Origin of the sequence: Kitasatospora sp. SC0581 (genome assembly GCF_048159585.1) — a bacterium.
Lineage (GTDB): Bacteria > Actinomycetota > Actinomycetes > Streptomycetales > Streptomycetaceae > Kitasatospora.
The window spans coordinates 611,878-634,596 of the sequence record NZ_JBLRWA010000001.1 but is presented as its reverse complement, the minus strand read 5'-3'; the positions used below and the strand labels follow the sequence as shown (position 1 = coordinate 634,596).

The following is a 22,719-nucleotide window of genomic DNA, read 5'->3' as shown; positions in this document are numbered from 1 at the left end:
GGGCAGGTCTGCGGCGCCTAGGATGCGATCATGGCTGATTCGGCACCCTCCACCGGCGCTCCCGGACCCCGCGATCCGGAGCTGGGCTTCCCGCGCCCCGGCGAGGTGCTGCAGCGGCTGCGCACCCAGCGCGGCATGTCGCTGCGGCAGGTGGCCGCCGAGTGCGGGCTGTCGGTCTCCTTCCTGGCTTCGCTGGAGCGCGGGGAGACCGACATCGCGCTGGAGCGGCTCGGCCGGCTCGCCCGGGTGTTCGGCCACGACGTCGGTTCCTTCCTGGGCTTCTCCCGGGGGCGGGCGACCCCCGCGCTGTTCCCCCGGGAGGGGCAGGAGGAGCTCCAGCGGGCCCCGGGGGTGGTCTACCGGGTGGTGCGCTCCCCGGAGCTCGGCTACCAGGTGGTCACCGGTGACTTCGCGCCGCACAGCGGTCTCGGCGAGGAGCTCCAGCACGAGGGGTCCGATCTGATCACTGTCACCCGGGGTGAGCTGGTGGTCCGTTACAACGGGGTGGACCACGTGCTGGGAGCCGGCGACAGCATCCAGTTCTCGGCCGGCCATCCGCACAGCTTCCGCAACGAGACGGACGAGCCGGCCCAGCTGGTGGGGGTCCTCTTCTCCAGCCTCTACTGACTTCCGGGCGTCGCCGCCTGCTCGCCAACTGCCCCACGGACAGCGGTCCGTGGGGCAGTCGGCGTTTCGGTCCCGGGATGTCGCCGCAGGGCCTGCCCGTCTCGACGTGAGCGATATTCTGCTCTACGGTGCTCTATATCGAACAATCGAGGAGATCCAGAGGAGCTCGGAGATGACGATGCCGACCCCGCCGCTCGAGGGCGCCGCGCGCGAAGCCGTCCCGGACGCAGGCCCGCCCGTGGGGACCGACGAGCGGCGGGGCCGGGGGACCGGCGCGGCCCTGCGTGTGGCGCTCGTGGTGGTCTGGAGCTCCGGATTCATCTCCGGCAAGCTCGGCCTGCGGCACGCCGCGCCGTACACCTTCGCGACCTTGCGGTTCGCGATCGCCGGGCTGGTACTGCTGGCGATCGCCGGAATCCGCCGGGAGCGCCTGCCCCGCGGGCGCCTGCTGCTGCACCTGGCGGTGGCGGGTGTGCTCGTCCAGGGCGTGCAGTTCTCCAGCATCTACATGGGCATGAAGCTCGGGGTGTCCTCCGGGCTCGCCGCGCTGGTCATCGCGCTCTACCCGCTGACCACATCGCTGCTGGCGGTGCCGCTGCTCGGTGAGCGGGTCACCCGCGGCCAGTGCCTGGGCCTGGTGCTCGGGCTGGGCGGCGTCGCGCTGGCCGTCGCGGACCGGATCGACCTGTCCGGCGGCTACCTGCTGGGCCTCGGCTTCCTGTTGCTGGGCCTGCTCGGCATCTCATACGGCACCGTCCACCAGAAGCGCCATTGCGCGCGGATGGAGCCGGTGGGCGGCAACGCGGTGCAGCTGCTGGCCGCCGCGGCGGCGGCGCTGGTTCCCGCGCTGCTGGTCGAGGGCTGGTCCGTGGAGTTCACCGCCTCGTACTGGCCGGTGCTGCTGTGGACGGCGCTGATCAACTCGATCGTCGGCGTGGGCCTGCTCTACCACCTGCTGCAGCGGCACGGCACGAGCCAGGTCAGCAGCCTGTTCTACCTGGTCCCGATGTGCACCGCCGCCTTCGCCGCGGTGCTGCTCGACCAGCCGCTCGGCGTGCTGACCCTGGCCGGGCTGGTCCTCGCCTCGGCCGGCACCTTCCTGGCGAACCGTGTCCACCGCTGAATGGCGGGAGGGCCGGGCGCTCGACCCGGCCCTCCCGCGCCTCCCTCAGGCCCCGGCCGCCGCCCGCTGGACCGTCTCCCGGTGGTCGGCGATCAGGTCCTCGATGTCGTCGGCGCAGTCGCCGCACCGGTGTTCGCTCCGGTGGCCCCGCGCACCGCCCGCGCCGACCCCCACCGGCGCACCGACCGACACCCCTCCCGCACCGCACGTCCACTGTGAGGCCGACCCATCATGACCAACGTCGCCGTGCTCAACTACGGCCAGGGCCACGACTACCCCGGGATGTTCCCCGAACTCGCCGACAAGCTGCAGGTGTTCAGCCAGAACGAGCTCAAGAACACCGAGCGGCTGGCCCGCTACGAGTACGTCCCGGACTCCGACGCCGTCCCCTACACGGAGCTGGCGATCCGCCGGCTGCACCGGCAACGGCCGTTCACCCACATCATCACCGACAACGAGTACGACCTGGAACGGGCCGCCCGGATGCGCGCGGACTTCGGCCTGGGCGGCCAGACCCCGGACAGCGCCCGGTCGTTCCGCGACAAGGCGGTGATGAAGGAGGTCGCCGGCCGGGCCGTGCCGACCGCCCGCTGGGCCCGGCTCGACACGGTCGTCGACCTCACCGGCTTCATCGAGGCGGTCGGCTACCCCGTGGTCGTCAAACCGGTCAGCCAGGGCGGCTCGCGGGACATCGCGGTGCTGCACGGGGACGAGGAACTGCTCGCCTTCGCCCGGCGGCGCTGGCGCGAGGACCTGATGGCCGAGGAGTTCATCGACGGCCCGATGTACCACGTCGACGCGGTGCTCGGCGACGGCTACCGCTTCGTCGCCTCCTCCCGCTACCTGCGCAGCTGCCTCGGGGTCTTCACCGGGCAGAACAACGGCTCGGTCCAGCTGCACCCGGAGAGCGGGATGGCCCGGCGGCTGGAGGAGTTCCTCGACCGGACGCTGTCCGCCTTCGACGTCCCGCCGGTCAGCGCCTACCACCTGGAGGTGTTCCACACACCGGACGACGAGCTGGTGATGTGCGAGATCGCCTCGCGGGTCGGCGGCGACCGCATTCCGTGGCTCACCCGGGCCACCTACGGGGTGGACCTGCACACCTCGGTGCTGCGCCAGTCCGCCGGGCTGCCCGTCCAGCCGCCGCCGGCCGCGCCGCCGACCGAGGTTCACGGCTCGGTGTCCGTCCTGCCGCAGGGGCGGCCGGTACGTGCGCCGGGGCGGCCGCCGTTCCCGTGGGTGCGGCACTACCAGGTGAACGAGGAACTGGAGCCCGGGGCGGTCACCCTCTACAGCGCCTCGCACCTGTGCTTCGTGATCGTCGCCGGTGCCGACGCGGAGCAGGTCGAGGAACGGTTGTTGCGGGCCGAGGCCTGGCTGATGGCGAACCTGGAGGAGTGCTGATGCCGTACAAGATCCTGGTCCTGATCTCCGAAGTGCACCGGTTCAAGATGTTCGACAACCAGTCGATCATCCCGACCGCGCTGTACCGGGAGGGCCACGAGGTCCACGTGGGGGACATCGACTCGCTCGGCGTGCACGATTCGGTGGTGGTGTGCGACCAGGTGCGGCTGAGTGAGGAGTTCGCCGCCGACGGCGACTTCCCGGCGCACCGCCGGTCGTACTCCTCGGCCGAGGAGTACGATCTGGTCTGGGTGCTGGCCGGAACGCACCCGGAGGCGCTCACCGACTGCGTCCAACTGCTCTGGCAGCTCAACCAGCGGGTGCCGTTCGTCAACGACGCCACCGCGCTGTTCTACCTCAACGCGAAGAGCAACCTGGGCGTGCTGGTGCCGCGCGAGCACCTGCCCGTCACCTACGTCTCCAACGACCTGGAGGTGTTCAACGGGCTGGTCGAGGCGGACCCGGAGCGCTCCTGGGTGGTCAAGCCGACCAACCAGGGGTGCGGGGCGGATGTCTTCGTGGTCAACGAACGAGACCGCAACCGCACCGCGCTGCTCTCCTCGGCCACCGGCAACGCCCAGTCCCGTCAGGTCAGTTACGGCCGTGACGTGATCGGAATGACGAAGCGGCACGCGGTGCTCCAGTCCTACATCCCGAACGTGCGCAGCAACGAGAAGCGGGTCATCGTGGCCGGCGACACCCCGGTGTCCGGCTTCCTGCGCTTCCCCCGGGAGAACGACAACCGGGCCAACGCCACGGTCGGCGCCCGCTACGAACCGCTGCGGCTGACGCCGGAGGAGGACGAGTTCGTCCGGAAGCTGGGCAAGCGGCTGATGGACCACGGCATCTTCTGGGCCGGGCTGGACCTCGCCTACCCGTATGTGATCGAGGTCAACCTGGAGAACCCGGGCGGGCTGGGCTACCACCAGCGGTTGACCGGCGAGGACCACTCCGCGAAGGCGGTCAACACCGCGCTGGCCGCCCTGCGTTCGGCGGGCCGACTGGCCTGACGGTGCGGCATCGGGCACCGGGGTGCACGAGGCGGGCGGCGCCGGGCGGTCCGCTCCGCCGCCCGTACCCGGAGTCGCCCCGGTCCCTCCGCCCGGCCCTCCCCGGCTACTGCCCGGCGTGGGCCGGGGCCCAGGAGGTGCCGTTGGGGAAGTAGTTCGGCGCGTCGTGCACGCCCACGGTGCGGAACGGCCGGTCGTCGTCGAGGTCCACCGCGAAGGACACCGGTTCCACCCCCTCCGGCCTGCGGTTTCACTCCCGACTGGAACGGCCGGCCGGAACGCTCCGGGGCCTGCCGCGGGCGAGTGCGGTCAGGACGGCGGTGCCGAGGGGGGAGCCGGGGGCGGCGAGTGCGTAGGGGAGGGAGAAGTGGTTGTGGGCGGGGGCGACGAGGTCGGTGAGGGCGGTGCGGGGGCGTAGGGCGGCGGCCATCAGGGCGTGTTGGCGGGCGTACTCGGCGGTCTCGTCGGCGCCGCGGGCGAGGACGACCGGGGGCAGGCGCGGCGGGAGGTGGTGCAGTGGGCTGTTGCGGTGGGCGGCGGCCGGGTCGAGGGCGAGCGTGTCGTTGACGTAGCAGAGGCGGACGGGTTCCAGGTCGTACATGCCGCTCAGCAGGGTGGCGCCGGCGATCGCGGCGGAGACGTCGGGCCCGTGGTGGGGGGTGCCGGGGACGCGGGGGAGGAGGGCCATGGCGGCGAGGTGGGCGCCGGCGGAGTGGCCGGCCAGGTGGAGGCGGTCGGGGGCGAAGCCGAGGGCGTCGGCGTGGCGGTGGAGCCAGTGGACGGCGCGCCGGACCATGGCGACCATGTCGTCCAGCCGGGTGGCGGGGGCCAGGCCGTAGCCGACGACCGCGACGGCGGCGCCGGCCCGGAGCAGCGGCGGGGCGGGGAAGGCGGAGTCGTCCTTGGACAGTTCCTGCCAGTTGCCGCCGTGGACGAAGACCAGGAGCGGGGGCGGGCCGTCAGGGCCGGCGGGGCCGTCGGGGGCGGGGAAGTAGTCGAGGGTCTCGGCCGGGTGCGGGCCGTACGGGAGGCCGGTGAGGACGGGGTGGCGGCGGCGGGCGTTCGCGCTGTCCCGTGCGTAGCGGTCCAGGTAGGCCCGGAGGTCGGGGACGCGGTGGCTGGGGGTGTACTGGCGGTCGAGGGCCGCGCGGTCCATGCCCCGGTAGACGGGGACGGGGGCGCGGCCGGGTATGAGCGTCGGGGCCGGGCTCTCGGGCACGGGAGGTCGCCTCCGCGGTACGTCGGTGGAGCCGTCGGACGTGGAGCCGTCGGACGGTGAAGGGGCAAGGAGGTGAAGGGGCAAGGCGGTGTCGGGAGCGGTCAGTCGAGGATGGTGACCGTCTGGTCGAGCGGAGCCCGGCCCACCCGGTAGCGGGGGGCGGCCGGGTCGGGGTGGCCCACGGAGAGGCCGCAGAAGAGCACGAGGGAGGCGGGCGGCGACAGGACGTCCGCGACGGTGCGGTGGTAGACGGACCAGGCCATCTGCGGGCAGCTGTGCAGCCCTTCGGCGCGCAGCAGCAGCATGACGGTCTGCAGGTACATCCCGAGGTCGGCCCACTGGGCCGGGCCCATCGACCGGTCGATGTAGCTGAACAGCGCGGTGGGCGCGCCGAAGCAGTCCCAGTTCCGGACGACGGCCCGCTGCCGGGCGTCCCGGTCCTCGCGGGGGATGCCGAAGGCGCGGTAGCGCTGTTCGGCGGCCTCCCGGCGCCGTTCCTGGTAGGGGGACTTGAGTTCGGGCGGGTACATCTCGAACTCGGGGTCGTCGCCCTGGTCGCCGGAGGAGGCGCGGGCGACGGCGAGCCGCTTGAGCCGTTCCAGCCGCTCCCCGGTGACCAGGTAGGTGTGCCAGGGCTGGAGGTTGGCGCCGGAGGGGGCGCGGGACGCGGCCGCGAGCACCCGTTCGAGCACCTCCCTCGGCACCGGTTGGTCGGTGAACCCCCGCACCGCCCGACGGGTCTCGACAGCCTCGTAGACGTCCACCAGCCGTGTCCTCACACCTCGCCCGACCGTTCCGGGGCCGCGTCCGGCACTGCCGGGCGTCCCGTTGCTGCAACGGTTCGGGCGCGGAGGAGGTGACGGCCGGGGGCCGAGGTCCCGCCGGACGGGTGTCAGCCGCCGACGGCGTAGCGGTCCAGGGTGCGGACGTACTCGGCGGCGCCCATCCGGCCGACCGACCCCAGCCGGTCCAGGTCGAGGTGGAAGCCGGTCTCGTCGACCAGTCCCTCCTCCGCGACGACGTGGACGACCTCGCCGATGACCACGGAGTGGTCGCCGACCGGCACGACCGAGGAGGTGCGGCACTCGAAGGCGAGCGGCGAGCCGTCGATGCGCGGCGAGCGGACGGCGTGCCCGGGCAGGGCGCGCAGCCCGGCCAGCTCGTACTCCGACTCGCCGTACGGGAGCGGCTTCGCCGTGGTGGTGGCGGCCTCGGCGTGCTTCTCGATCAGGACGTTGACGGTGAACTCCCCGGTGCCGCCCTCGGCGGGGAGGCGGGCGTTGCGGCAGGAGTCCTTCTCGGTGCCGTCGGCCCGCCGGCTGGCGCAGAAGAGCAGCGCCATCGGGGAGTAGCCCACGGCCGTGTAGTACGAGAAGGGCGCCAGGTTGACGGCCCCGCCGGGGGAGACCGTGCTCACCATGGCGATCGGCCGGGGGACCACGCTCCACAGCAGCAGGCGCTGGCGCTGGCGGGCGGTCATGGATGCCACGTCGACGTGCAGCATGGCTCGGTCGCTCCTACGGACTTCGGGCTTCGGGCTTCGGACGATGGGGAGGCAGGGGCCCTACACCGGGCTGGTGGCGAGCACCTCGGTGTGCGGGTTGCCGCGCAGCTGCCGCAGGTCGCGGAACGGGAGGGTGATCCGGCGCAGCAGGTAGTCCTCCCCGGAGGTGCCGCCGGTGCCCTGCTGCCCGCCGACCATCTTGGTCACCAGGCCCAGGTGGGCCACCTTCCAGCGCCAGTAGCCGTTGCCCACGTCGAGCAGCGCCTCGGCGACCCGGTGCGGGCCGCCGCAGGCGACGCCGAGGCGGCAGACGTCGGCGGCGCTCAGGCCCTGCCGGTGGGCGTCGGCCAGGAAGGCCCGGTACAGCTCGCTCGTCTCGGTGCCGTCCTCCAGCAGCCGGCCGAGCACCCGGAACTGCTGCGACTGGGCGCCGCTGGCGGTGCCGAGGTAGGGCCGGAACCGGACGAAGTGCCGCAGCGGGAGGCGTTCCAGGACGATCACCTGCTCGTGCAGGACGCGGAGCAACTCGGCGGCCCGCTGGAGGAGTTCGACCCCGTCCTCGGCTCCGCCGGCCGGGTCGCCGGGGGCGTTCAGGAGGTCCCGGGCCAGCCGGAGGTCGGCCACGATCTGTTTGAGCCACAGCTCGCAGGACTGGTGGGCGACGATGAAGAAGTGCTCGGCCAGGGCGACGCTCCGGTCGGTGGACTCGGGGAAGCGGGTCTGCTGGAGCGAGAGCAGGGTGTCCATCTGGAGGTAGGTGGAGTAGGTCAGGTCGGTGATCGTCTCGGTGACGGCTTCGGTCATGGTCAGCTCCGCATCAGAGGGCCCGCGCCGGGCGCGGGGTGGAGTCGCCCGGGGTGGAGTCGCCCGGGTCGGCGGTGCTCGGGACGGCGGTGCTCGGGACGGCGGTGCTCGGGGCGGGGAGGCGCGGTGCCGGGGCGGCCGTCGCGCCGGTGGCCGCCGCGTCGACGGTCACCGCGTCGACGGTCACCGCGTCGAGGAAGGCGGCGAGGTCGGCGAGGACGCCCTCGGGGTGCTGGAACAGGTGGAAGTGGTGGCCCTCGCGTTCGAGGAGGCTGAACGGCCCGGTGGTGACGGCCGCCCACTCGGCGACCAGGGCGCGGTCGACCAGCGGGTCCAGGGTGCCGTGGTGGCAGCGGACCGGGCAGGCCAGCGGCGCGGTCCGCGGCTCCACCCGGTACTGCTCGTGCGCGGTGAGGTCCGCGCGCAGGACGGGCAGGACGGCCTCCGCGACCTCCGGCTCCTCGGGGAGGTCCGGGTCGATGCCGCCCAGGGAGCGGATCAGGGACCACAGGACCTCGTCGGACAGTCCGCCGGCCCGGATCCGTCCGGCCCGGCCGGGCGGCGGGCAGCTGGAGGCCAGCAGGCCGGCCGGCGGGCGCCCCAGGGTGCCGAGGGTGACGGCGGTCTCGTAGCCGACGAGGGCCCCGAGGCTGTGCCCGAACAGCACGGTGGGCAGCGGTGGCAGGCGCAGGAGTTCGGAGGCCAGCTCCGCGCTCAGCGCGCGCACGTCGGTGGACGGCGGTTCGCCGAAGCGGTCGCCGTGCCCCGGGTACTGCACCGCCAGTAGCTCGACGGTCGGGGGGAGGGCGGTGGACCACGGGCCGTAGCCGGCCGCGCTGCCGCCGGAGTGCGGGAGGCAGACCAGCCGTGCCGTGGCCGCGGGCGCTCGGACCAGTGTCCGCAGGCAGTGGTCGCGGCGGGTACGAAGCATGACGGAACTCCTCCGCTTCGGAGTACGGGTGCTTCGGCAGGTGTCCGCAATCTTTCGGCTCTTCCTCCCTGACCGGACCGGCCACGAAAGAGTTCTGACACAACTGAAAGAGATCCGACACAACTGGCGCGGGCCGGTTCGGGCCTCTGTGAGGATCCGGTCACCGGGCCCGTGCCGAGCACTGCACGCAGTGCGTTTCCCGTCTTCCGTGGGGTTTGTGGACGATGAGCCGAACCGTGACCGCCTCGCTCGACCTGACCGACTCACGCACCTTCCTGGCGCACGATCCCTTCGAGTTCTTCGCCGGGGTACGGGCGAACGAGCCGGTGTACTGGCATGCCGCCGCGGCCGACCGGCCGGGCTTCTGGGTGGTGGCCGGGTACGCCGACGTGGTCGCCTGCTACGGCGCCGCCGGCGCGCTCGCCTCGGGCCGCGGCACCGTGCTCGACGTGCTCCTGCGCGGCGACGACTCGGCCGGCGGCCGGATGCTCGCCGTCACCGACCGCCCCCGCCACCGCGGGCTGCGCGCGCTGCTGTGGCGGGCGCTGTCGCCGAAGGTCCTCGACACCGTGGCCCGCAAGGTCGAGCGGCGCACCGCCGGCCTGGTCGGCGCCGCGCTCGACGCCGACACCGTGGACTTCGCGACCGACGTCGCCGAGCACGTGCCGATGAACACCATCTGCGACCTGCTGTCCGTCCCGGAGGCGGACCGGCCGGACCTGCTGCACTGGAGCAAGGGCGCGCTGACCGGGGCGGACGAGCTCGACTCGCTCGAGTCCCGCAACGAACTGGTGCTGTACTTCATGGACTTGGCGCAGCAGCGGCGCGAGTCCCCGGGCGAGGACGTGATCAGCACGCTCGCCACCGGCCTGGTCGACGGCGAGCCGCTGAGCCTGGACGACATCGCGCTCAACTGCTACAGCCTGATCATCGGCGGCGACGAGTCCTCCCGGGTCTCCGCCGTCAGCACGGTCAAGGCGCTGGCCGAGAACCCCGCGCAGTGGCGGGCGCTCCGGGACGGCCGGGTGGACCTCGACTCCGCCGTGGAGGAGGCCCTGCGCTGGGCCACCCCGGCGTTCCACTTCGCCCGCACCGCCACCCGCGACCAGCTGATCGGCGGCCAGGAGGTGCGGGCGGGGGACATCGTGTCGCTGTGGAACATCTCGGCCAACAACGACGAGCGGGCGTTCGCCGAGCCGCGCTCCTTCGACCTCTCCCGCTCCCCGAACAAGCACGTCGCGCTGGGCCACGGCGCCCACTTCTGCCTGGGCGCCTTCCTCGGCCGGGTCGAACTGCGGGCGCTGCTGGGCGTGTTGGCCGAGGCGGTGCGGGGCGTGGAGGTGACCGGGCCGGCCACCCGGATCCGGTCCGCCTTCCTCAACGGCTACAGCTCCCTGCCGGTGCGGCTGCTCCCGCGCTGAGCATCCCGGGCGGGGCCCGGGAACCGGAAACGAACGGAGAAGAGGGACAACCATGCGGGTGACGGTCGACCGACAGCGCTGTATCGGCTCGGGGATGTGCGTGATCACCGCGGACGAGGTCTTCGCCCAGCGGGACGAGGACGGCACCGTCCGGCTGCTCGGGGCGGAGGTGGCGGACGAACTCGGGGACCGGGTGCGGCAGGCCGCCCACCTCTGCCCCTCGCGGGCGATCACCGTCGGCGTCGGGCCGGAGGTGGAGCGGTAGCGCGCGCAGCGAGCCGGGGCGCCCCCGAGGGAGGCGCCCCACCGGCGTTCCCGGACCCTTCCCGGACCGCCCCCGCTACGCGGTGAAGGCGGCGAAGTCGACCGCGCCGACCCGCTCCGGGTCCAGCAGGATCTGGATCCGGGTGATCCGCCCGCCGCGCACCGAGAAGCCCATGACCGAGGTCGGCGCGCCGTCCCGGGTGACCAGGGCGCCGGGGACGCCGTTGACCAGCACCGGGAAGACCGCCACCCCGCCCTGGCGGAACAGCGAGGCGCGCCCCGCCACCGGCCGGGCGCCGCGGATCGAGGCGGTGGCGGCGGCGAGGGCGGGCCCGCCGTCCGCGCGCAGCTCGACGTCCGGGTCGAGGACGGCCACCAGCCCGTCCAGGTCGCCGTCCCGGGCCGCCGCGAAGAAGGCGTTCACCAGCGTGCGGCGGGTCGCGAAGTCGCCGCCGGAGTCCGCCTCGCGCTCCTCCTGCACCCGGCGGCGCCCCCGGCTGGCGAGCTTGCGGGCCGCCGCCGGGGTCTTCCCGACGACGGCCGCGATCTCGTCGAAGGGCAGGTGGAACATGTCGTGCAGGACGAAGGAGACCCGCTCGGCCGGGGCGAGGGTGTCCAGCACGATCAGCAGGGCGAGGCTGACCGAGTCGCTCAGCAGCGCCTCGTCCTCCGGGCCGTTGGACGGCTCCTGCCCGACGACGACGTCCGGCAGGTGCACCCCGACCGGGTCCTCGGGCCGGGCGGCGCGGGAGCGGAGGATGTTCAGACAGATCCGGCCGATCACCGTGGTGAGCCAGCCGGCGAGGTTCGCCACCTCGTCGGCGTCGCTGCGGCTGAGTCTGATCCAGGTCTCCTGGACGGCGTCCTCGGACTCCGCGTGCGAGCCGAGCATGCGGTACGCCACGGCCCGCATGTGCGGCCGGTGCCGCTCGAACTGCTCTGCCAGCCGATCGTGGTCGGGCACGGTCACATTCCTCGGTCGGGAGGGGTCATCACTACGGGGGCGGCGAGCCGCCCCCGTCGTTCGTGGACCTTACTTGGAGCGCGGGATGATCACACTGGGTATCACACATATCACACGACTCCGGAGGGGCGAGAGGCCATGACCCTCTCCCTCACGGAGTCGCGACGCCGGCGGCTGACCCTGTTCGCGATGTGCATGGCCACGTTCATGACCTCGCTCGACCTGACCATCGTGAACGTGGCCCTCCCGTCGATGCAGAGCGAACTGCACATGGGCGCCGCCGAGCTGGAGTGGGTGATCAGCGCGTACTCGCTGAGCCTGGCCGCGGTCATCCCGGCCAGCGGGGCGCTCGGCGACCGGTACGGCCGCAAGCGGATCTTCCTGACCGGGATGGTCGTCTTCTCGATCGGCGTCGTCGCCTGCGCCGTGGCCTGGAACGCGCTCTCGCTGATCGCCTTCCGGGCGGTGCAGGGCCTGGGCGGGGCCGCGATGCTCGCGCTGGGGCTGTCCATCATCACGGAGACCTACCCGAAGGAGCAGCGGGCCTCCGCGATCGGCGCCTGGGCGGCGATCGGCGGCACCGGCTTCGGCGCGGGCCCGGTCGGCGGGGGCATCCTGCTGACCTTCTTCGGCTGGCAGTCGGTCTTCTGGATCAACCTGCCGTTCGCCGCCCTGGGCATCGCCTGCACCTTCCTGGCGGTGCGGGAGTCGCGCAACCCGCAGGCCCGCCGGCTCGACGTGCCGGGGATCGTGCTCAGCGCGCTCGGGCTGGTCTGCCTCACGCTCGGCTTCGTCGAGTCCGCCGACCACCCGTGGGGCTCGGCCGTGGTGGCGTTCCCGCTGGCGGCCGGGGTGGTCCTGCTGCTGGCCTTCCTCGGGTGGGAGCGCCGTGCCCCGCACCCGATGATGCCGCCCGCCCTGCTGCGCGCGCGCAGCTTCGCGAGCGCCTCGGGGATCTACCTGCTGTGCTACGGCGGCATGAGCGGCGCGCTGTTCTGGGTGACGCTGTACTTCCAGGACGTGGCGGGCTGGTCGGTGCTGCGCACCGGGCTGTCGTGGCTGTTCATGAACATCCCGTTCCTCACCATGGCGCAGTTCGGCGGCCGCCTGGACTCGCGGTTCCGCTCGGTGACGGTGGCCGTCTCGGGGATCCTGCTGGCCGCGGTCGGGGTGTTCCTGCTCAGCCGGGCCGGGACCACGCCCTTCGCGGTCAGCGCGCTCGGGTACGTGCTGTACGGCGGCGGGTTCGGCACCTTCGTGCCCGCCGTGACCCACGTGGCCATGCGGGACGTGCCCCCGGGGGCCTCCGGTGCCGCCTCGGGCGTGCTGAACGCCTCGCGGCAGATCGGCAGTTCGGTGTGCCTCGCGGTGCTGGGCGCCGTCGGCGTCAACTCGGCGGTCTCCGCCTGGCAGGAGAAGACGGCCGGGCTGGACGGGGCCCAGCGGGCCGAGGTGCTGGAGCGGTCGCGGGAGGTCGGCGGCGGCCGGCTGCACACGGTGGTGGAGGCGCTCGGCGAGCCGTTCCGGCAGCCGGCCGTCGACTCCTTCCTGCACGGCTACCAGCTGTCGATCGGGATCGCCGCCGCGGCCACGGCGGTGGCGGCGGTGCTGGCCTGGGCCGGGTTCCGGCAGCGCGCCGGACAGCTGCCGGCCGCCCCGGAGCCGGCCCCGGAGCCGACCACCCCGGAGTCGAGTACTCCGGAGCCGGCCGGACCCCGACCGGCGGGCGGTTCGTCCGCCGACGAGGTGACGGTGGCCGGAAAGGGTCTGCGCCCCCGTCCGTGACCCATGTCACGCGGGTGCGCGGATAGAGCTCGGGCAAGGTAGGAGGTGGTCCGAACCACCGGTACGTCGCGCCCGCTCCCGGATTCCAGGGGGGCGGGCACGGCGCTGCCGAGGGCCGAGTGCCCAGCAGCAAACGTGTGCTTACCAGTCGGTGAACGTGTGCAACCGGGCCTTGCGGAGCCCCGCCCCGGCGGGAGGCCGCGGGCCCGGCCGTGAGCCGCGCCGGGCGTCGATTCCCACTGCCTTCGGGGCGGTTCGTACGAGAAAGCAAGGAAAGCCGAGACTGCCTTTTTCTCTGACGAGGGAGACACCCTTGAGCAAAGGTGTCACGTTAATACGATGGCCCATCGAGGCGGACAAACGGAATCACTGCCGAAAGGCGGGAATTCCCTGCCTGCTCGTCGTGGAGGCCGGCAATGACGCTCCCGTGTGCGTCGACCCCGGGGAGGACTGGATCAGGTCGCCGGCCCCGCGCGGGGACGTCGAGGCGCGCATCCAGGCGCTGTCCCAACGCGTGTACGGGCGCAGGGTCCCGACCGTCGACTCCACCGGGGTGCTCTGCTTCGGCGGCAACTCGGTCGCCATCTCCACCACCCAGGTGGGGATCATGGAGGAACTCGTCGCCCACTACGGCGAGGTGGTGTACCGGGCCGAGCTGGAGCAGCAGGTGGTCCGGGCCACCGGAGCGATCTCCAGGAACGCCCTGGACCTGCAGATCATGCGGCTGCGGAGGCGGATCTCCGAGGTCGGCCTCTGCATCCGGACGGTGTGGGGCCGCGGCTACATCCTGGAGGCGGACGGCCTGTGACCGGCGGCGCCGACCGCGGCTGACACCCCGCGCGGGCGGCACACCGCGAAGCCCGTACGCCGTACAGCCGGCACGCCGCCACCCCGGCGTGCGGCCGGTGCCCTCTGCCCGTACCTCACACGGGCAGAGGGCGTCCCGCCGGGCCGGGCTCAGGCGTCGAGCGAGGCCTGGACGTCCAGGGTGATGTGCGGGTCGGCCTTGTCGATGCTCCAGGTGCCCGCGGTGTACGCGGGGATCTCGGCGACGGCCTCCGTCATCGGAACTCTCCTTCGAACGGTCGTGAGTCACAAGCCCCGCGGTGCGCGGGTCATCAGTACGACGGACCGTGAACCCGGAAGGTGACCGATGGATCAGCGCCAACTGCTGGCGGAATTCTTCGAGGAGAGCCGAACGGCGCTGCTGGGGCTCGCGTACCGCATCCTCGGCTCCCGGGAGGAGGCCGAGGACGCGGTGCAGGAGACCTGGCTGAGGCTGGACCGCGCCGACACCACGGCGGTGCGCAACCTGCCCGGCTGGATCCGCACCGTCGCCTCCCGGGTCTGCCTGGACGCGCTGCGCAGCCGGTCGGGAGGCCAACAGCGGTGCGGGAGCGAGGAGTTGACGCACACCTGCGGCCCCGGCGCGGAGGCGGACCCGGAACAGGAGGCGCTGGCGGCCGAGTCGGTGGGCCTCGCCCTGCGGGTGGTCCTGCACGCGCTGAGCCCGGCCGAGCGGGTCGCGTTCGTGCTGCACGACGTCTTCGGGGTGCCCTTCGACGAGATCGGCGCGCTCCTCGACCGCAGCCGGACCACCGCCAAGAAGCTGGCCAGCCGGGCCCGGCAGAAGGTGCGGTCCCCGCTGGAGCGGCACCCGGTGGAGCCGGAGCGCCACCGCGAGGCGGTGGCGGCCTTCCGGCTCGCGGCCGCCACCGGGGATACCGGGCTGATCGCCGCCGCCCTGGCGCCCGACGTGGTGCGGGCCGTCCCGGCCCCGACTCCGGCCCCCGCCCGGCCGCCCCGACCAGCGCGGGCGGAGCGCCTCTTTCGCAAATCTTTTTCCGCCGAACGGCCCGGCCGGGGCCCGTGCCAGAGTCGGTGTGCGGCGGCCGAGGACCAGGCCGCGCACCAGGACGTACGCCGTGACCAGGACGTACACCGTGACCGAGGACAGCGCGACCGTCGGTTCCCGACGGGACGCCAGGAGGTTCCTCCCCATGCCCCCCACGCCCATGACGGGGGCCGGCGGCCGCACGACGGCCGGACCGGTCTCCGCGACCGCGTTCAGAACCCTGATGGCGGGCTTCCCCGCCGGCGTCGCCGTCATCACCGCCGCAGACGAGGCCGGCCGGCCGTACGGCACGACCTGCACGGCGATCTCCAGCGTGTCGGCCGACCCGCCCACCCTGCTGGTGTGCCTGCAGCGCTCCAGCCGTACCCTCGCCGTCCTCGAACGGAGCGGCGGCTTCGCGGTGAACCTGCTCGACGACCGGGCCCGCGCCGTCGCCGAACTCTTCGCCGCCCGGGGGCCCGACCGCTTCGAGCACGTCGGGTGGACCGCCCGCCCGGACTGGGCCGGCCCGCACCTCGACCGGGCCGCGCACTCCGTCGCCGACTGCCGGATCACCGGCTCGGTGACCGTCGCCGACCACGTGGTGCTCTTCGGCGAGGTCTACCGGGCCGCCGCGGCGGACGACGGACGGCCGCGGCCGCTGGTCCACGGACTGCGCGCGTACTGGTCCCTCGGCGGCCGCGGCGCCCTGCCCGACGCACCACCGGACCCGACCACGGAGGCCCAGAGATGACGACCTACGGAATATCCCTGCTGCCCGACACCCCGCCGCTGGTGCGCAGCGCCGAGGAGTACTACGGCAACCTGCTGGCGGTGTCCGAACTGGCCGACGACCTCGGCCTCGAGTACGTCAAGATGACCGAGCACTACCTGCACGCCTACGGCGGCTACTGCCCCGACCCGCTCGCCTTCCTCTCCGCCGTCGCCGCGCGCACCAGCCGGGTGCGGCTGATGACCGGCGGCATCCAGGCCTCCTTCCACCACCCGATCCAGCTCGCGGCCCGCACCGCGCAGCTCGACGCGCTCAGCGGCGGCCGGCTGGACGTCGGCTTCGCCCGCGCCTTCCTGCCGTACGAGTTCGACGCCTTCGGCATCGACCTGGACAGCAGCAAGGACCGGTTCCGGGCGGTGGTGGACGCGGTGGTGCGGCTGTGGACCGAGTCCCGGGTGAGCGAGGACACCCTCTTCTTCCGCTACCGGGACGCCGACTCCCTCCCGCTGCCCACCCAGGACCCCCACCCCCCGGTGTGGGCCGCCGCGCTGATCACCCGCTCCAGCTTCGAGTGGATCGGCGACTCCGGCTACAACCTGCTGATCGCCTCCGCCCCCAGTCGCGAACAGGTCGGCCAGGTACGGGAGATGATCGACCTGTACCGGCAGCGCTTCGCCGCGGCGCCGAAGAACGCCGGCCGCCGGCCCCAGGTCGCGATCAGCGTCGCGCTGTACCTGGCCGACTCCGACGAGGAGGCCGTGGCGGAGGGCAACGCCGCGCTGCGCCGGCACTGGGACACCTTCGGCGCGGCCGCGGAGTCCTGGCGCGAGCGCAGCTCGACCTCCTACCAGGGCTACCGCGAGGCCATGGTCGACAAGCACCAGGCCGGCCCCAGCGAGGCGGCGGGCCTGGCGGTGATCGGCTCCCCGCGCAGCGCTGTCGAGCAACTGCGGCGCATCGAGGCCGAGTTGGGGACTGACGTGGTGCTGTTCCAGCTCGACTACGGCCAGCAGTCGCTGGAGAGCATGTCGCGCAGCCTGAAGCTGTTCGCCACCGAGGTCCGCCCGCGGCTGGGCGAGGCGCCGTGACCGCGCCCGTCCGTACGGTGGCCGCACCCGCGGCCGCGCGAGCCCGTACGGTCGCCGAACTGTTCGAGGAGCAGGCGGCGCTCCGCCCCGGGGCGACGGCCGTGCTGTACCGGGACACCGCGCTCGACTACGGCCGGCTCAACGCCCGGGCCAACCGGCTGGCCCGGCTGCTGATCGACCGCGGCGTCGGCCCGGACCACCTGGTGGCGCTGGCCGTGCCGCGCTCGCCCGAGCTGGTGGTGGCCCAGCTGGCCGTGCTCAAGGCGGGCGGCGCCTACCTGCCGCTCGACCCCCGCTACCCCGCGTCCCGCAAGGCCTTCATGGTGCGGGACGCGGCGCCGCGGCTGCTGCTGCGCACCGCGGCCGCCCGGCCCGAGGGCGTGGAACTGGACGAGGTCGTGCTCGACTCCGCGGAGTGCGCGGCGGCCTGTGCCCGGTACGGCGACGGGAACGTCCGGCAGGACGAGCGCCTGGCTCCGCTGTCGCCGCACCACCTGCTGTACGTGATCTACACCTCCGGCTCCACCGGCACGCCGAAGGGCGTCGCCGTCCCCCAGGAGGGCGTCGCCGACCTGGTCGCCACCCAGGCGGAGCACCTGCGCCCGGCCCCCGGCGAGCGGGTGCTCTCCTGGGCCTCGGTCAGCTTCGACGCCGGGTTCTGGGACCTCTCGCTGGCCCTGCTGCACGGCGCCGCCCTGGTGGTCGCCGACGACGAGGACCTGCTGCCGGGCGACGCCCTGCACGGGACGCTGGCCAGGCACGCGATCGACCACGCCACCCTGCCGCCCGCCGCGCTGAGCGTGACGAACAGTCAGAACGTGCTCCAGGGCGGCACGGTGACCTCCACCGGCGACGCCTGCACCCCCGCACTGCTGGGCGCCTGGGCGCCCGGGCGCCGGATGTTCAACGGCTACGGCCCCACCGAGGTGACCGTCGGCTGCACCCTCGCCGGGCCGATCGACGCGGCGGACGGGGTCGACATCGGCGCCCCCTGGACCGGGGCGCGGGTGTACGTGCTGGACGAGCGGCTGCGGCCGGTGGCCGACGGCGCGGAGGGCGAGCTCTACCTGGGCGGCTCCGGGCTGGCCCGCGGCTACGTCGGCCGCCCCGGGCTGACCGCGACCCGCTTCCTGCCCGACCCGTTCGGTCCCCCCGGCGCCCGGATGTACCGCTCGGGCGACCGCGGCCGGCGCACCGCCGACGGCCGGTTCCACTTCGCCGGCCGGGCCGACGGGCAGGTCAAACTGCGCGGCTTCCGGGTCGAGTTGGGCGAGATCGAGGACCGGCTCACCCGGCAGCCCGACGTGGACCTGGCCGCGGTGCTGGTGCGGGGCGGACAGGCCGACGCGCGCCTGGTCGGCTACGTCACCCCGAGCCCCGGCGCCGCCCTCGACCCCGCGGCGCTGCGCGCCCGACTCGCCGACGTGCTGCCGGAGTTCATGGTGCCGGCCCGGATCGAGGTGCTCGACGCCTTCCCCACCACCCCGAACGGGAAGATCGACCGCGCCGCCCTGGACCGCACCGCGCCGGACCGTCCTGCCTCGGACCGTGCGACCGGATCCGATGGCGGCGCGGACCCCGGTTCCCGGGAGGAGCGGCTGTACCGCACGATCGCCCGGCTGCTCGACCTGCCGCGGGTCGAGCCGGAGGCCAACTTCTTCGACCTGGGCGGCAATTCACTGCTCGCGGGGCGGCTGATCGGCGCGCTGCGCGAGGAGCTCGGGGTGCGCGTGCCGATCCGCTCGGTCCTCGCGGCACAGGACCTGCGGGAGATCGCCCGGGCCCTGCACGGGTGACAGACCACGAAGGGCCGCCCGGCGGGACCCCGCGCGGCGCGGCGAGGAAGGGAGATTCCGTGACCATCGACGACGCGACCGGTTCCGCGACCGGGTCCGCAACCGATTCCGCCGGCGACCCCGCCGGCGGCTCCGCGACCGGGCAGCTCACCCGCTTCCCCATCCTGAAGGAGCCCGCCTGCCCCTTCGACCCGCCCTCCGCCATGCGCGAGCTCGGCGCCGGCCCGGTCCGGGTCCGGCTCTGGGACGGCAGCACCCCCTGGCTGGTCACCGGCTACGACCTCGGGCGCAAGCTCCTGGTCGACCCCCGGGTCAGCGCCGACTCGACCAGGTCCGGCTACCCGCACTTCGACCTGGGCAGCCGCGAACGGCGCAAGGACGGCCGCTCCTTCGTCGCCCTCGACGACCCCGAGCACGCCCGCCAGCGCCGGATGGTCTCCCCGCCCTTCGCGATCCGCAACATCGACGCGCTCAAGGACGAGGTCGCCGACATCGTCAACGGGCTCATCGACGAGTTCCTCACCCGGCCCCGGCCCGCCGACCTGGTCGGCGGCCTCGCCTTCCCGACCTCCACCAAGGTGATCTGCCGGATGCTCGGAGTCCCGTACGCCGACCACGAGTTCTTCCAGGACGAGAGCACCCGGATGCTGCACCGGGACAGCTCGCCCGACATGGTGGTCGGCGCCCAGGAGGCGCTGCGCGGCTACCTGCGGGAGCTGATCGACCGCCAGCTGCGCGAGCCCGCCGACGGCCTGATCTCCGAGGTGATCGAGACCCAGGTCCGCCCCGGCGCGCTCAGCCCCGAACAGCTGTCGTACATCTCCATGACGCTGCTGGTCGCCGGCCTGGAGACCACCGGGAACATGATCGCCCTCGGCACGCTGGCCCTGCTGCGCAACCCCGAGCAGCTGGCGGTGCTGCGGGAGACCGACGACCCGGGCGTGGTCAACCGCGCCGTCGACGAGCTGCTGCGCTACCTCAACATCTCGCACTCCGGCCGCCGCCGGGTCGCCCTGGAGGACATCACCGTCGGCGACGTCGTCATCCGGGCCGGCGAGGGCATCATCCTGACCAGCGAACTGGCCAACCGGGACCCGGAGAACTTCCCCGACCCGGACCGCCTCGACATCACCCGGGACGCCGCGCACCACCTGGCGTTCGGCTTCGGCCCCCACCACTGTCTGGGCCGCCCGCTGGCCGTCCTAGAACTCCAGACCGTCTACGGCACGCTCTACCGGCGGATCCCGACGCTGCGCCTGGCCATCGACTTCGCCGACGTCCCGTTCAAGTACGACGGCGTGGCCTACGGCGTCCGCGAGCTCCCGGTCACCTGGTAGCGGCGGGAGGCCCCGATGAGCGACTCGTACGGGCCCGCGACGGCGGGCGGCGGCATCGTGGTGGTCGGGGCCGGGCTGGCCGGCCCGGTCGCCGCGCTCTACCTGGCCCGGCGCCACGGCCGGGTGACCGTCCTGGAACGGCACGCGGACCCCCGGCGGATCCCGGCCGGACAGGGCCGGTCGCTGATGGTGATTCTCTCCGAGCGGGGCCGGCGGGTGCTGCGGGAACTCGGCCTGGAAGCGGCGGTGCGGCGGATCTGCGCGCCGATCACCGGCAGGTGCGGGCACCTGCCGGACGGCAGCACCGCCGTCACCCCGTACAGCCGGGACGGCGCGGCGATCTGGGCGGTCGAGCGGCAGGCGCTGCACCGGCTGCTGCTGGACGCGGCCGAGGCCGAGCCGGGGGTCGACCTGCGCTTCGACCACCCGGTGCTGGCCGTCGACCCGGCGGCGCCCGCGCTGCTGGTCGGGGCGGGCGGCGCCGAGCGGTGGGTGCGGTGCCGGCACGTCATCGGCTGCGACGGCGTCCACTCGGCGGTGCGCGGCGCCCTCGTCGAGCGGGGCGCCCGGGCGCGGGTGAGCACCCTGGAACTGGCCTACCAGGAGATCGTCCTGGACCTGCCCGACTGCGACCGCGGGGTGATGCACTACTGGCCGGCCGGGGACGCGCTGTTCGGGGCCTTCCCGCAGGTGTCCAGCCGGCGCTTCGCGGGCTCGGTGTTCTTCCGCCGGGAGGGCCCGCGCCCGTCCTACCGGGCCGCGGTCGGCGGGCGGGCCCTGGCCGAGCAGTTCGCCGCCGTCTTCCCCCGGCTGGCGGCCGGAATCCCGGACCTGGAGGAGCAGTTGGGCGCCAAGCCGGTCTCCGCCGTCCGGCTCACCCGGTGCGACCGGTGGGTCCTGGGCGGCACGGCCGCGCTGGTCGGCGACTCCTGCCACGCGATGGCGCCGTTCATGGGCCAGGGCATGAACGCCGCCTTCGAGGACGTCCGCACCCTGGTCGCCTGCCTGGACCGGGAGCGGGACTGGGAACGGGCCTTCGCCGCGTACGAGCGGATCCGCAAGGGCGACGGCGACGCGATCGCGGACATCTCCTACCGGCACTACTGGACGATGTCCCGGCTGCCGGACCCCCGGCACGAGGCGGAGGAGGCCATCGCGCGCCGACTGGTCGACCTGATGCCGGAGCGGTTCCGGCCCCTGTACGAGCGCTGCGCGTTCAGCGAGGAGAGCTACTCCCTGGCGCTCACCGAGGAGCACCGGCTGCGCGAGCTGGCCCGGCGGATCCTCAGCCGGCACGGCGCCGGCGCCGCCGAGCTGCCCGACCCGCAGCTGCGGGCCTTCGCCGGGGCCGGCTGAGCCGCGCGGTCAGCACGGCCCGCTCCGCCTGCCCGGTCCGCCCGATCTGCACGAGTCGCGTGAACTGTCGTGTCACCAGCCGGAACTGACGGGAGATCAACGATGATTCTGGTCGTTTTCAGGTCGCGCTTCTCGGAGCAGTACGACCACGAGTACGAGACGACGGAGGACTACCTCGCCAAGAAGGTGCGGGCGGTCTACGGGGACGACCTCGTCCAGGTCAAGAACTACGAGACCGAGGACGGCGAACGCCTCGCCCTGGTGTGGTGGCGCGACCCCGAGACGCTGGCGCGGTGGCGCGCCGACGTGGAGCACCACAACGCCCAGCAGCAGGGGAAGGAGAAGTGGTACGCCTTCTACGAGTTGACCGTCGCCGAGGTGATCCGGACCAGCTCGACCCTGGAGCCCGAGGCGTACCCGGCGCCCTGAGCCCGCTGTCCCGGCCCCCGGCGGGCGCCGTCACAGGGCGGCGAGGACCGCGCGCGTCGCCTCCCGGGTGCTCAGCGTGCCGCCGAGGTCCGGGGTGGTCCGTCCGGCCGCGATCGATCCGGCGACAGCCGCCTCGGTCGCGGCCGCCTCCGTGTCGTGGCCGAGGTGGCGCAGCAGCAGCGCGGCGGTCAGCAGGCAGGCGAAGGGGTTGGCGACGCCCCGGCCCGCGATGTCCGGCGCCGAGCCGTGCACCGGCTCGAACATCCCGAAGCCGCTCTCCGGGTTGAGGCTCGCCGAGGGCGCCAGCCCGATGCCGCCCGCCAGCGCGGCCGCGAGGTCGCTGAGGATGTCGCCGTGCGAGTTGCTGGCCACGATGACGTCGAACCGCTCGGGCTCGGTGACCAGCTTCATCGCGGCGGCGTCGACGTACAGGTGCCGGGTGGCCGTGTCGGGGTGCCGCTCGGCGGCCCGCCGCCAGCACTCCTGCCACAGCCGGCCGCCGGCCCGCACCGCGTTGGCCTTGTCCACCAGGCAGACCTCCCGGCGGGCGGTGGCGAAGGCGAAGTCCAGGATCCGGGAGACGCCGTGCCGGGTGTTGACGTCCGCGTCGACGGCCACCTCGTGGTCGGAGGAGGCGCGGAGGTTCCCGCCGATGCCGCTGTAGAGCCCCTCGGTGTTCTCCCGGACGATCACGCAGTCCAGGGCGCGCCGGGCCGGGTCCCGCAGCGGGCTGAGCCGGTCGTGCCACAGGCGCACCGGCCGGTAGTTGGCGTACAGGTCGAAGGCGTAGCGCAGCTCCAGCAGAACGTCGCGCACGTACCCGGTGTGCTCCAGGTCCGGCCGCCCGATCGCGCCGAGCAGCACCGCGCCGCTCGCCGCCACCCGGGCCAGGTCCGCCTCGCCCAGTGCCACGCCCTCCCGGCGGTAGCGCTCCGCGCCCACGTGGTCCAGCACGTCGACGTCCAGTCCCAGGCCGAACGCGTCGACCAGCCCCAGCGCGGACTCGACCACCTCGGGGCCGATGCCGTCGCCCGGGATCACACTGATGGCAGCCACGGCCGACCCTTCCTCGCGGCGGACAGGACCAACT

At 73.6% G+C, this 22,719-nt stretch carries 22 protein-coding genes and 1 pseudogene; 15 read left to right on the top strand and 8 right to left on the bottom strand.

The window, feature by feature from the left end; translation table 11 throughout:
* Nucleotides 1-30 precede the first annotated feature (30 nt).
* Both ACLWS4_RS02710 and ACLWS4_RS02705 read left to right on the top strand, forming a co-directional pair.
* Nucleotides 31-627 carry a cupin domain-containing protein gene (locus ACLWS4_RS02710; protein WP_049649217.1) on the top strand — a complete coding sequence of 199 codons (597 nt, stop codon included), beginning with the start codon at nucleotides 31-33 and terminating at the stop codon, nucleotides 625-627.
* 172 nt (nucleotides 628-799) lie between these two features.
* Nucleotides 800-1,750 (top strand): DMT family transporter, encoded by a 951-nt coding sequence (locus ACLWS4_RS02705; RefSeq protein ID WP_416873240.1) that lies wholly within the window; start codon nucleotides 800-802, stop codon nucleotides 1,748-1,750.
* A gap of 45 nt (nucleotides 1,751-1,795) precedes the next feature.
* Here the strand turns inward: ACLWS4_RS02705 and ACLWS4_RS02700 are convergent, their stop codons facing one another.
* Nucleotides 1,796-1,942, bottom strand: a complete 147-nt coding sequence (locus ACLWS4_RS02700; RefSeq protein ID WP_416873239.1) for a hypothetical protein — start codon at nucleotides 1,940-1,942, stop codon at nucleotides 1,796-1,798.
* A gap of 39 nt (nucleotides 1,943-1,981) precedes the next feature.
* Between ACLWS4_RS02700 and ACLWS4_RS02695 the strand changes: the two genes are divergently transcribed.
* Together ACLWS4_RS02695 and ACLWS4_RS02690 are read left to right on the top strand one after the other, a co-directional pair.
* Nucleotides 1,982-3,154: an ATP-grasp domain-containing protein gene (locus tag ACLWS4_RS02695; protein ID WP_416873238.1), complete on the top strand. Its 1,173-nt coding sequence runs from the start codon at nucleotides 1,982-1,984 to the stop codon at nucleotides 3,152-3,154.
* Nucleotides 3,154-4,164, top strand: a complete 1,011-nt coding sequence (locus ACLWS4_RS02690; protein ID WP_387966958.1) for an ATP-grasp domain-containing protein — start codon at nucleotides 3,154-3,156, stop codon at nucleotides 4,162-4,164. Before ACLWS4_RS02695 ends, ACLWS4_RS02690 begins: the two co-directional genes overlap by 1 nt.
* 250 nt (nucleotides 4,165-4,414) lie before the next feature.
* Here the strand turns inward: ACLWS4_RS02690 and ACLWS4_RS02685 are convergent, their stop codons facing one another.
* From ACLWS4_RS02685 to ACLWS4_RS02665, 5 genes are all read right to left on the bottom strand, one after another.
* Complete coding sequence (locus ACLWS4_RS02685) at nucleotides 4,415-5,383, bottom strand: alpha/beta hydrolase (RefSeq protein ID WP_416873237.1); 969 nt, start codon at nucleotides 5,381-5,383, stop codon at nucleotides 4,415-4,417.
* Nucleotides 5,384-5,484: 101 nt separating this feature from the next.
* Nucleotides 5,485-6,147 carry a nitroreductase gene (locus ACLWS4_RS02680; RefSeq protein WP_049649215.1) on the bottom strand — a complete coding sequence of 221 codons (663 nt, stop codon included), beginning with the start codon at nucleotides 6,145-6,147 and terminating at the stop codon, nucleotides 5,485-5,487.
* Nucleotides 6,148-6,275: 128 nt separating this feature from the next.
* On the bottom strand, nucleotides 6,276-6,887 hold the full coding sequence (locus ACLWS4_RS02675; protein ID WP_380739610.1) for a flavin reductase family protein: 612 nt from the start codon (nucleotides 6,885-6,887) through the stop codon (nucleotides 6,276-6,278).
* 60 nt (nucleotides 6,888-6,947) lie between these two features.
* Nucleotides 6,948-7,691: a tryptophan 2,3-dioxygenase family protein gene (locus tag ACLWS4_RS02670; RefSeq protein ID WP_117490537.1), complete on the bottom strand. Its 744-nt coding sequence runs from the start codon at nucleotides 7,689-7,691 to the stop codon at nucleotides 6,948-6,950.
* A gap of 13 nt (nucleotides 7,692-7,704) precedes the next feature.
* On the bottom strand, nucleotides 7,705-8,622 hold the full coding sequence (locus ACLWS4_RS02665) for a thioesterase II family protein (protein WP_416873236.1): 918 nt from the start codon (nucleotides 8,620-8,622) through the stop codon (nucleotides 7,705-7,707).
* 224 nt (nucleotides 8,623-8,846) lie between these two features.
* Here ACLWS4_RS02665 and ACLWS4_RS02660 point away from each other — a divergent pair, with 224 nt between their 5' ends.
* Nucleotides 8,847-10,043 (top strand): cytochrome P450, encoded by a 1,197-nt coding sequence (locus tag ACLWS4_RS02660; RefSeq protein WP_416873235.1) that lies wholly within the window; start codon nucleotides 8,847-8,849, stop codon nucleotides 10,041-10,043.
* 52 nt (nucleotides 10,044-10,095) lie between these two features.
* Nucleotides 10,096-10,308, top strand: coding sequence for a ferredoxin (locus ACLWS4_RS02655; RefSeq protein ID WP_049649205.1), 213 nt, complete (start codon nucleotides 10,096-10,098; stop codon nucleotides 10,306-10,308).
* A gap of 75 nt (nucleotides 10,309-10,383) precedes the next feature.
* On the opposite strand, the gene ACLWS4_RS02650 is transcribed toward ACLWS4_RS02655, so the two are convergent.
* On the bottom strand, nucleotides 10,384-11,271 hold the full coding sequence (locus ACLWS4_RS02650) for a sigma-70 family RNA polymerase sigma factor (RefSeq protein WP_074004396.1): 888 nt from the start codon (nucleotides 11,269-11,271) through the stop codon (nucleotides 10,384-10,386).
* A gap of 138 nt (nucleotides 11,272-11,409) precedes the next feature.
* Here ACLWS4_RS02650 and ACLWS4_RS02645 point away from each other — a divergent pair, with 138 nt between their 5' ends.
* From ACLWS4_RS02645 to ACLWS4_RS02605, 9 genes and pseudogenes are all read left to right on the top strand, one after another.
* Nucleotides 11,410-13,056: an MFS transporter gene (locus tag ACLWS4_RS02645; protein ID WP_416873234.1), complete on the top strand. Its 1,647-nt coding sequence runs from the start codon at nucleotides 11,410-11,412 to the stop codon at nucleotides 13,054-13,056.
* 427 nt (nucleotides 13,057-13,483) lie between these two features.
* A complete protein-coding gene (locus ACLWS4_RS02640; protein WP_198959425.1) occupies nucleotides 13,484-13,864 on the top strand; it encodes a winged helix-turn-helix domain-containing protein in 381 nt (126 codons plus the stop codon).
* A 345-nt stretch (nucleotides 13,865-14,209) separates the two neighbouring features.
* Nucleotides 14,210-14,641 (top strand): annotated as a pseudogene (locus tag ACLWS4_RS02635) (sigma-70 family RNA polymerase sigma factor); the annotation flags it as partial.
* A gap of 415 nt (nucleotides 14,642-15,056) precedes the next feature.
* Nucleotides 15,057-15,644 carry a flavin reductase family protein gene (locus ACLWS4_RS02630; RefSeq protein WP_380739625.1) on the top strand — a complete coding sequence of 196 codons (588 nt, stop codon included), beginning with the start codon at nucleotides 15,057-15,059 and terminating at the stop codon, nucleotides 15,642-15,644.
* Nucleotides 15,641-16,711, top strand: a complete 1,071-nt coding sequence (locus ACLWS4_RS02625) for an LLM class flavin-dependent oxidoreductase (protein ID WP_416873299.1) — start codon at nucleotides 15,641-15,643, stop codon at nucleotides 16,709-16,711. The genes ACLWS4_RS02630 and ACLWS4_RS02625 overlap by 4 nt, the downstream gene beginning before the upstream one ends.
* Nucleotides 16,708-18,507: a non-ribosomal peptide synthetase gene (locus tag ACLWS4_RS02620; RefSeq protein ID WP_416873233.1), complete on the top strand. Its 1,800-nt coding sequence runs from the start codon at nucleotides 16,708-16,710 to the stop codon at nucleotides 18,505-18,507. The genes ACLWS4_RS02625 and ACLWS4_RS02620 overlap by 4 nt, the downstream gene beginning before the upstream one ends.
* 161 nt (nucleotides 18,508-18,668) lie before the next feature.
* Entirely contained in the window at nucleotides 18,669-19,844 is a 1,176-nt protein-coding gene (locus tag ACLWS4_RS02615) for a cytochrome P450 (protein ID WP_375874565.1), read from the top strand.
* 15 nt (nucleotides 19,845-19,859) lie between these two features.
* Nucleotides 19,860-21,200 (top strand): FAD-dependent oxidoreductase, encoded by a 1,341-nt coding sequence (locus tag ACLWS4_RS02610; protein ID WP_049656276.1) that lies wholly within the window; start codon nucleotides 19,860-19,862, stop codon nucleotides 21,198-21,200.
* 102 nt (nucleotides 21,201-21,302) lie between these two features.
* Nucleotides 21,303-21,629 carry an antibiotic biosynthesis monooxygenase family protein gene (locus ACLWS4_RS02605; RefSeq protein ID WP_049656274.1) on the top strand — a complete coding sequence of 109 codons (327 nt, stop codon included), beginning with the start codon at nucleotides 21,303-21,305 and terminating at the stop codon, nucleotides 21,627-21,629.
* Between the two features lie 30 nt (nucleotides 21,630-21,659).
* Here the strand turns inward: ACLWS4_RS02605 and ACLWS4_RS02600 are convergent, their stop codons facing one another.
* Complete coding sequence (locus ACLWS4_RS02600; protein WP_416873232.1) at nucleotides 21,660-22,685, bottom strand: isocitrate/isopropylmalate dehydrogenase family protein; 1,026 nt, start codon at nucleotides 22,683-22,685, stop codon at nucleotides 21,660-21,662.
* Nucleotides 22,686-22,719 lie beyond the last annotated feature (34 nt).

Bases quoted from the DNA above. Each gene is read 5' to 3' on its own strand.
- ACLWS4_RS02675 (WP_380739610.1), bottom strand. From the start codon at position 6,887: ATGCTGCACGTCGACGTGGCATCCATGACCGCCCGCCAGCGCCAGCGC.
- ACLWS4_RS02710 (WP_049649217.1), top strand. From the start codon at position 31: ATGGCTGATTCGGCACCCTCCACCGGCGCTCCCGGACCCCGCGATCCG.
- ACLWS4_RS02605 (WP_049656274.1), top strand. From the start codon at position 21,303: ATGATTCTGGTCGTTTTCAGGTCGCGCTTCTCGGAGCAGTACGACCAC.
- ACLWS4_RS02695 (WP_416873238.1), top strand. From the start codon at position 1,982: ATGACCAACGTCGCCGTGCTCAACTACGGCCAGGGCCACGACTACCCC.
- ACLWS4_RS02660 (WP_416873235.1), top strand. From the start codon at position 8,847: ATGAGCCGAACCGTGACCGCCTCGCTCGACCTGACCGACTCACGCACC.
- ACLWS4_RS02655 (WP_049649205.1), top strand. From the start codon at position 10,096: ATGCGGGTGACGGTCGACCGACAGCGCTGTATCGGCTCGGGGATGTGC.
- ACLWS4_RS02610 (WP_049656276.1), top strand. From the start codon at position 19,860: ATGAGCGACTCGTACGGGCCCGCGACGGCGGGCGGCGGCATCGTGGTG.
- ACLWS4_RS02665 (WP_416873236.1), bottom strand. From the start codon at position 8,622: ATGCTTCGTACCCGCCGCGACCACTGCCTGCGGACACTGGTCCGAGCG.
- ACLWS4_RS02705 (WP_416873240.1), top strand. From the start codon at position 800: ATGACGATGCCGACCCCGCCGCTCGAGGGCGCCGCGCGCGAAGCCGTC.
- ACLWS4_RS02630 (WP_380739625.1), top strand. From the start codon at position 15,057: ATGCCCCCCACGCCCATGACGGGGGCCGGCGGCCGCACGACGGCCGGA.
- ACLWS4_RS02670 (WP_117490537.1), bottom strand. From the start codon at position 7,691: ATGACCGAAGCCGTCACCGAGACGATCACCGACCTGACCTACTCCACC.
- ACLWS4_RS02690 (WP_387966958.1), top strand. From the start codon at position 3,154: ATGCCGTACAAGATCCTGGTCCTGATCTCCGAAGTGCACCGGTTCAAG.
- ACLWS4_RS02645 (WP_416873234.1), top strand. From the start codon at position 11,410: ATGACCCTCTCCCTCACGGAGTCGCGACGCCGGCGGCTGACCCTGTTC.
- ACLWS4_RS02625 (WP_416873299.1), top strand. From the start codon at position 15,641: ATGACGACCTACGGAATATCCCTGCTGCCCGACACCCCGCCGCTGGTG.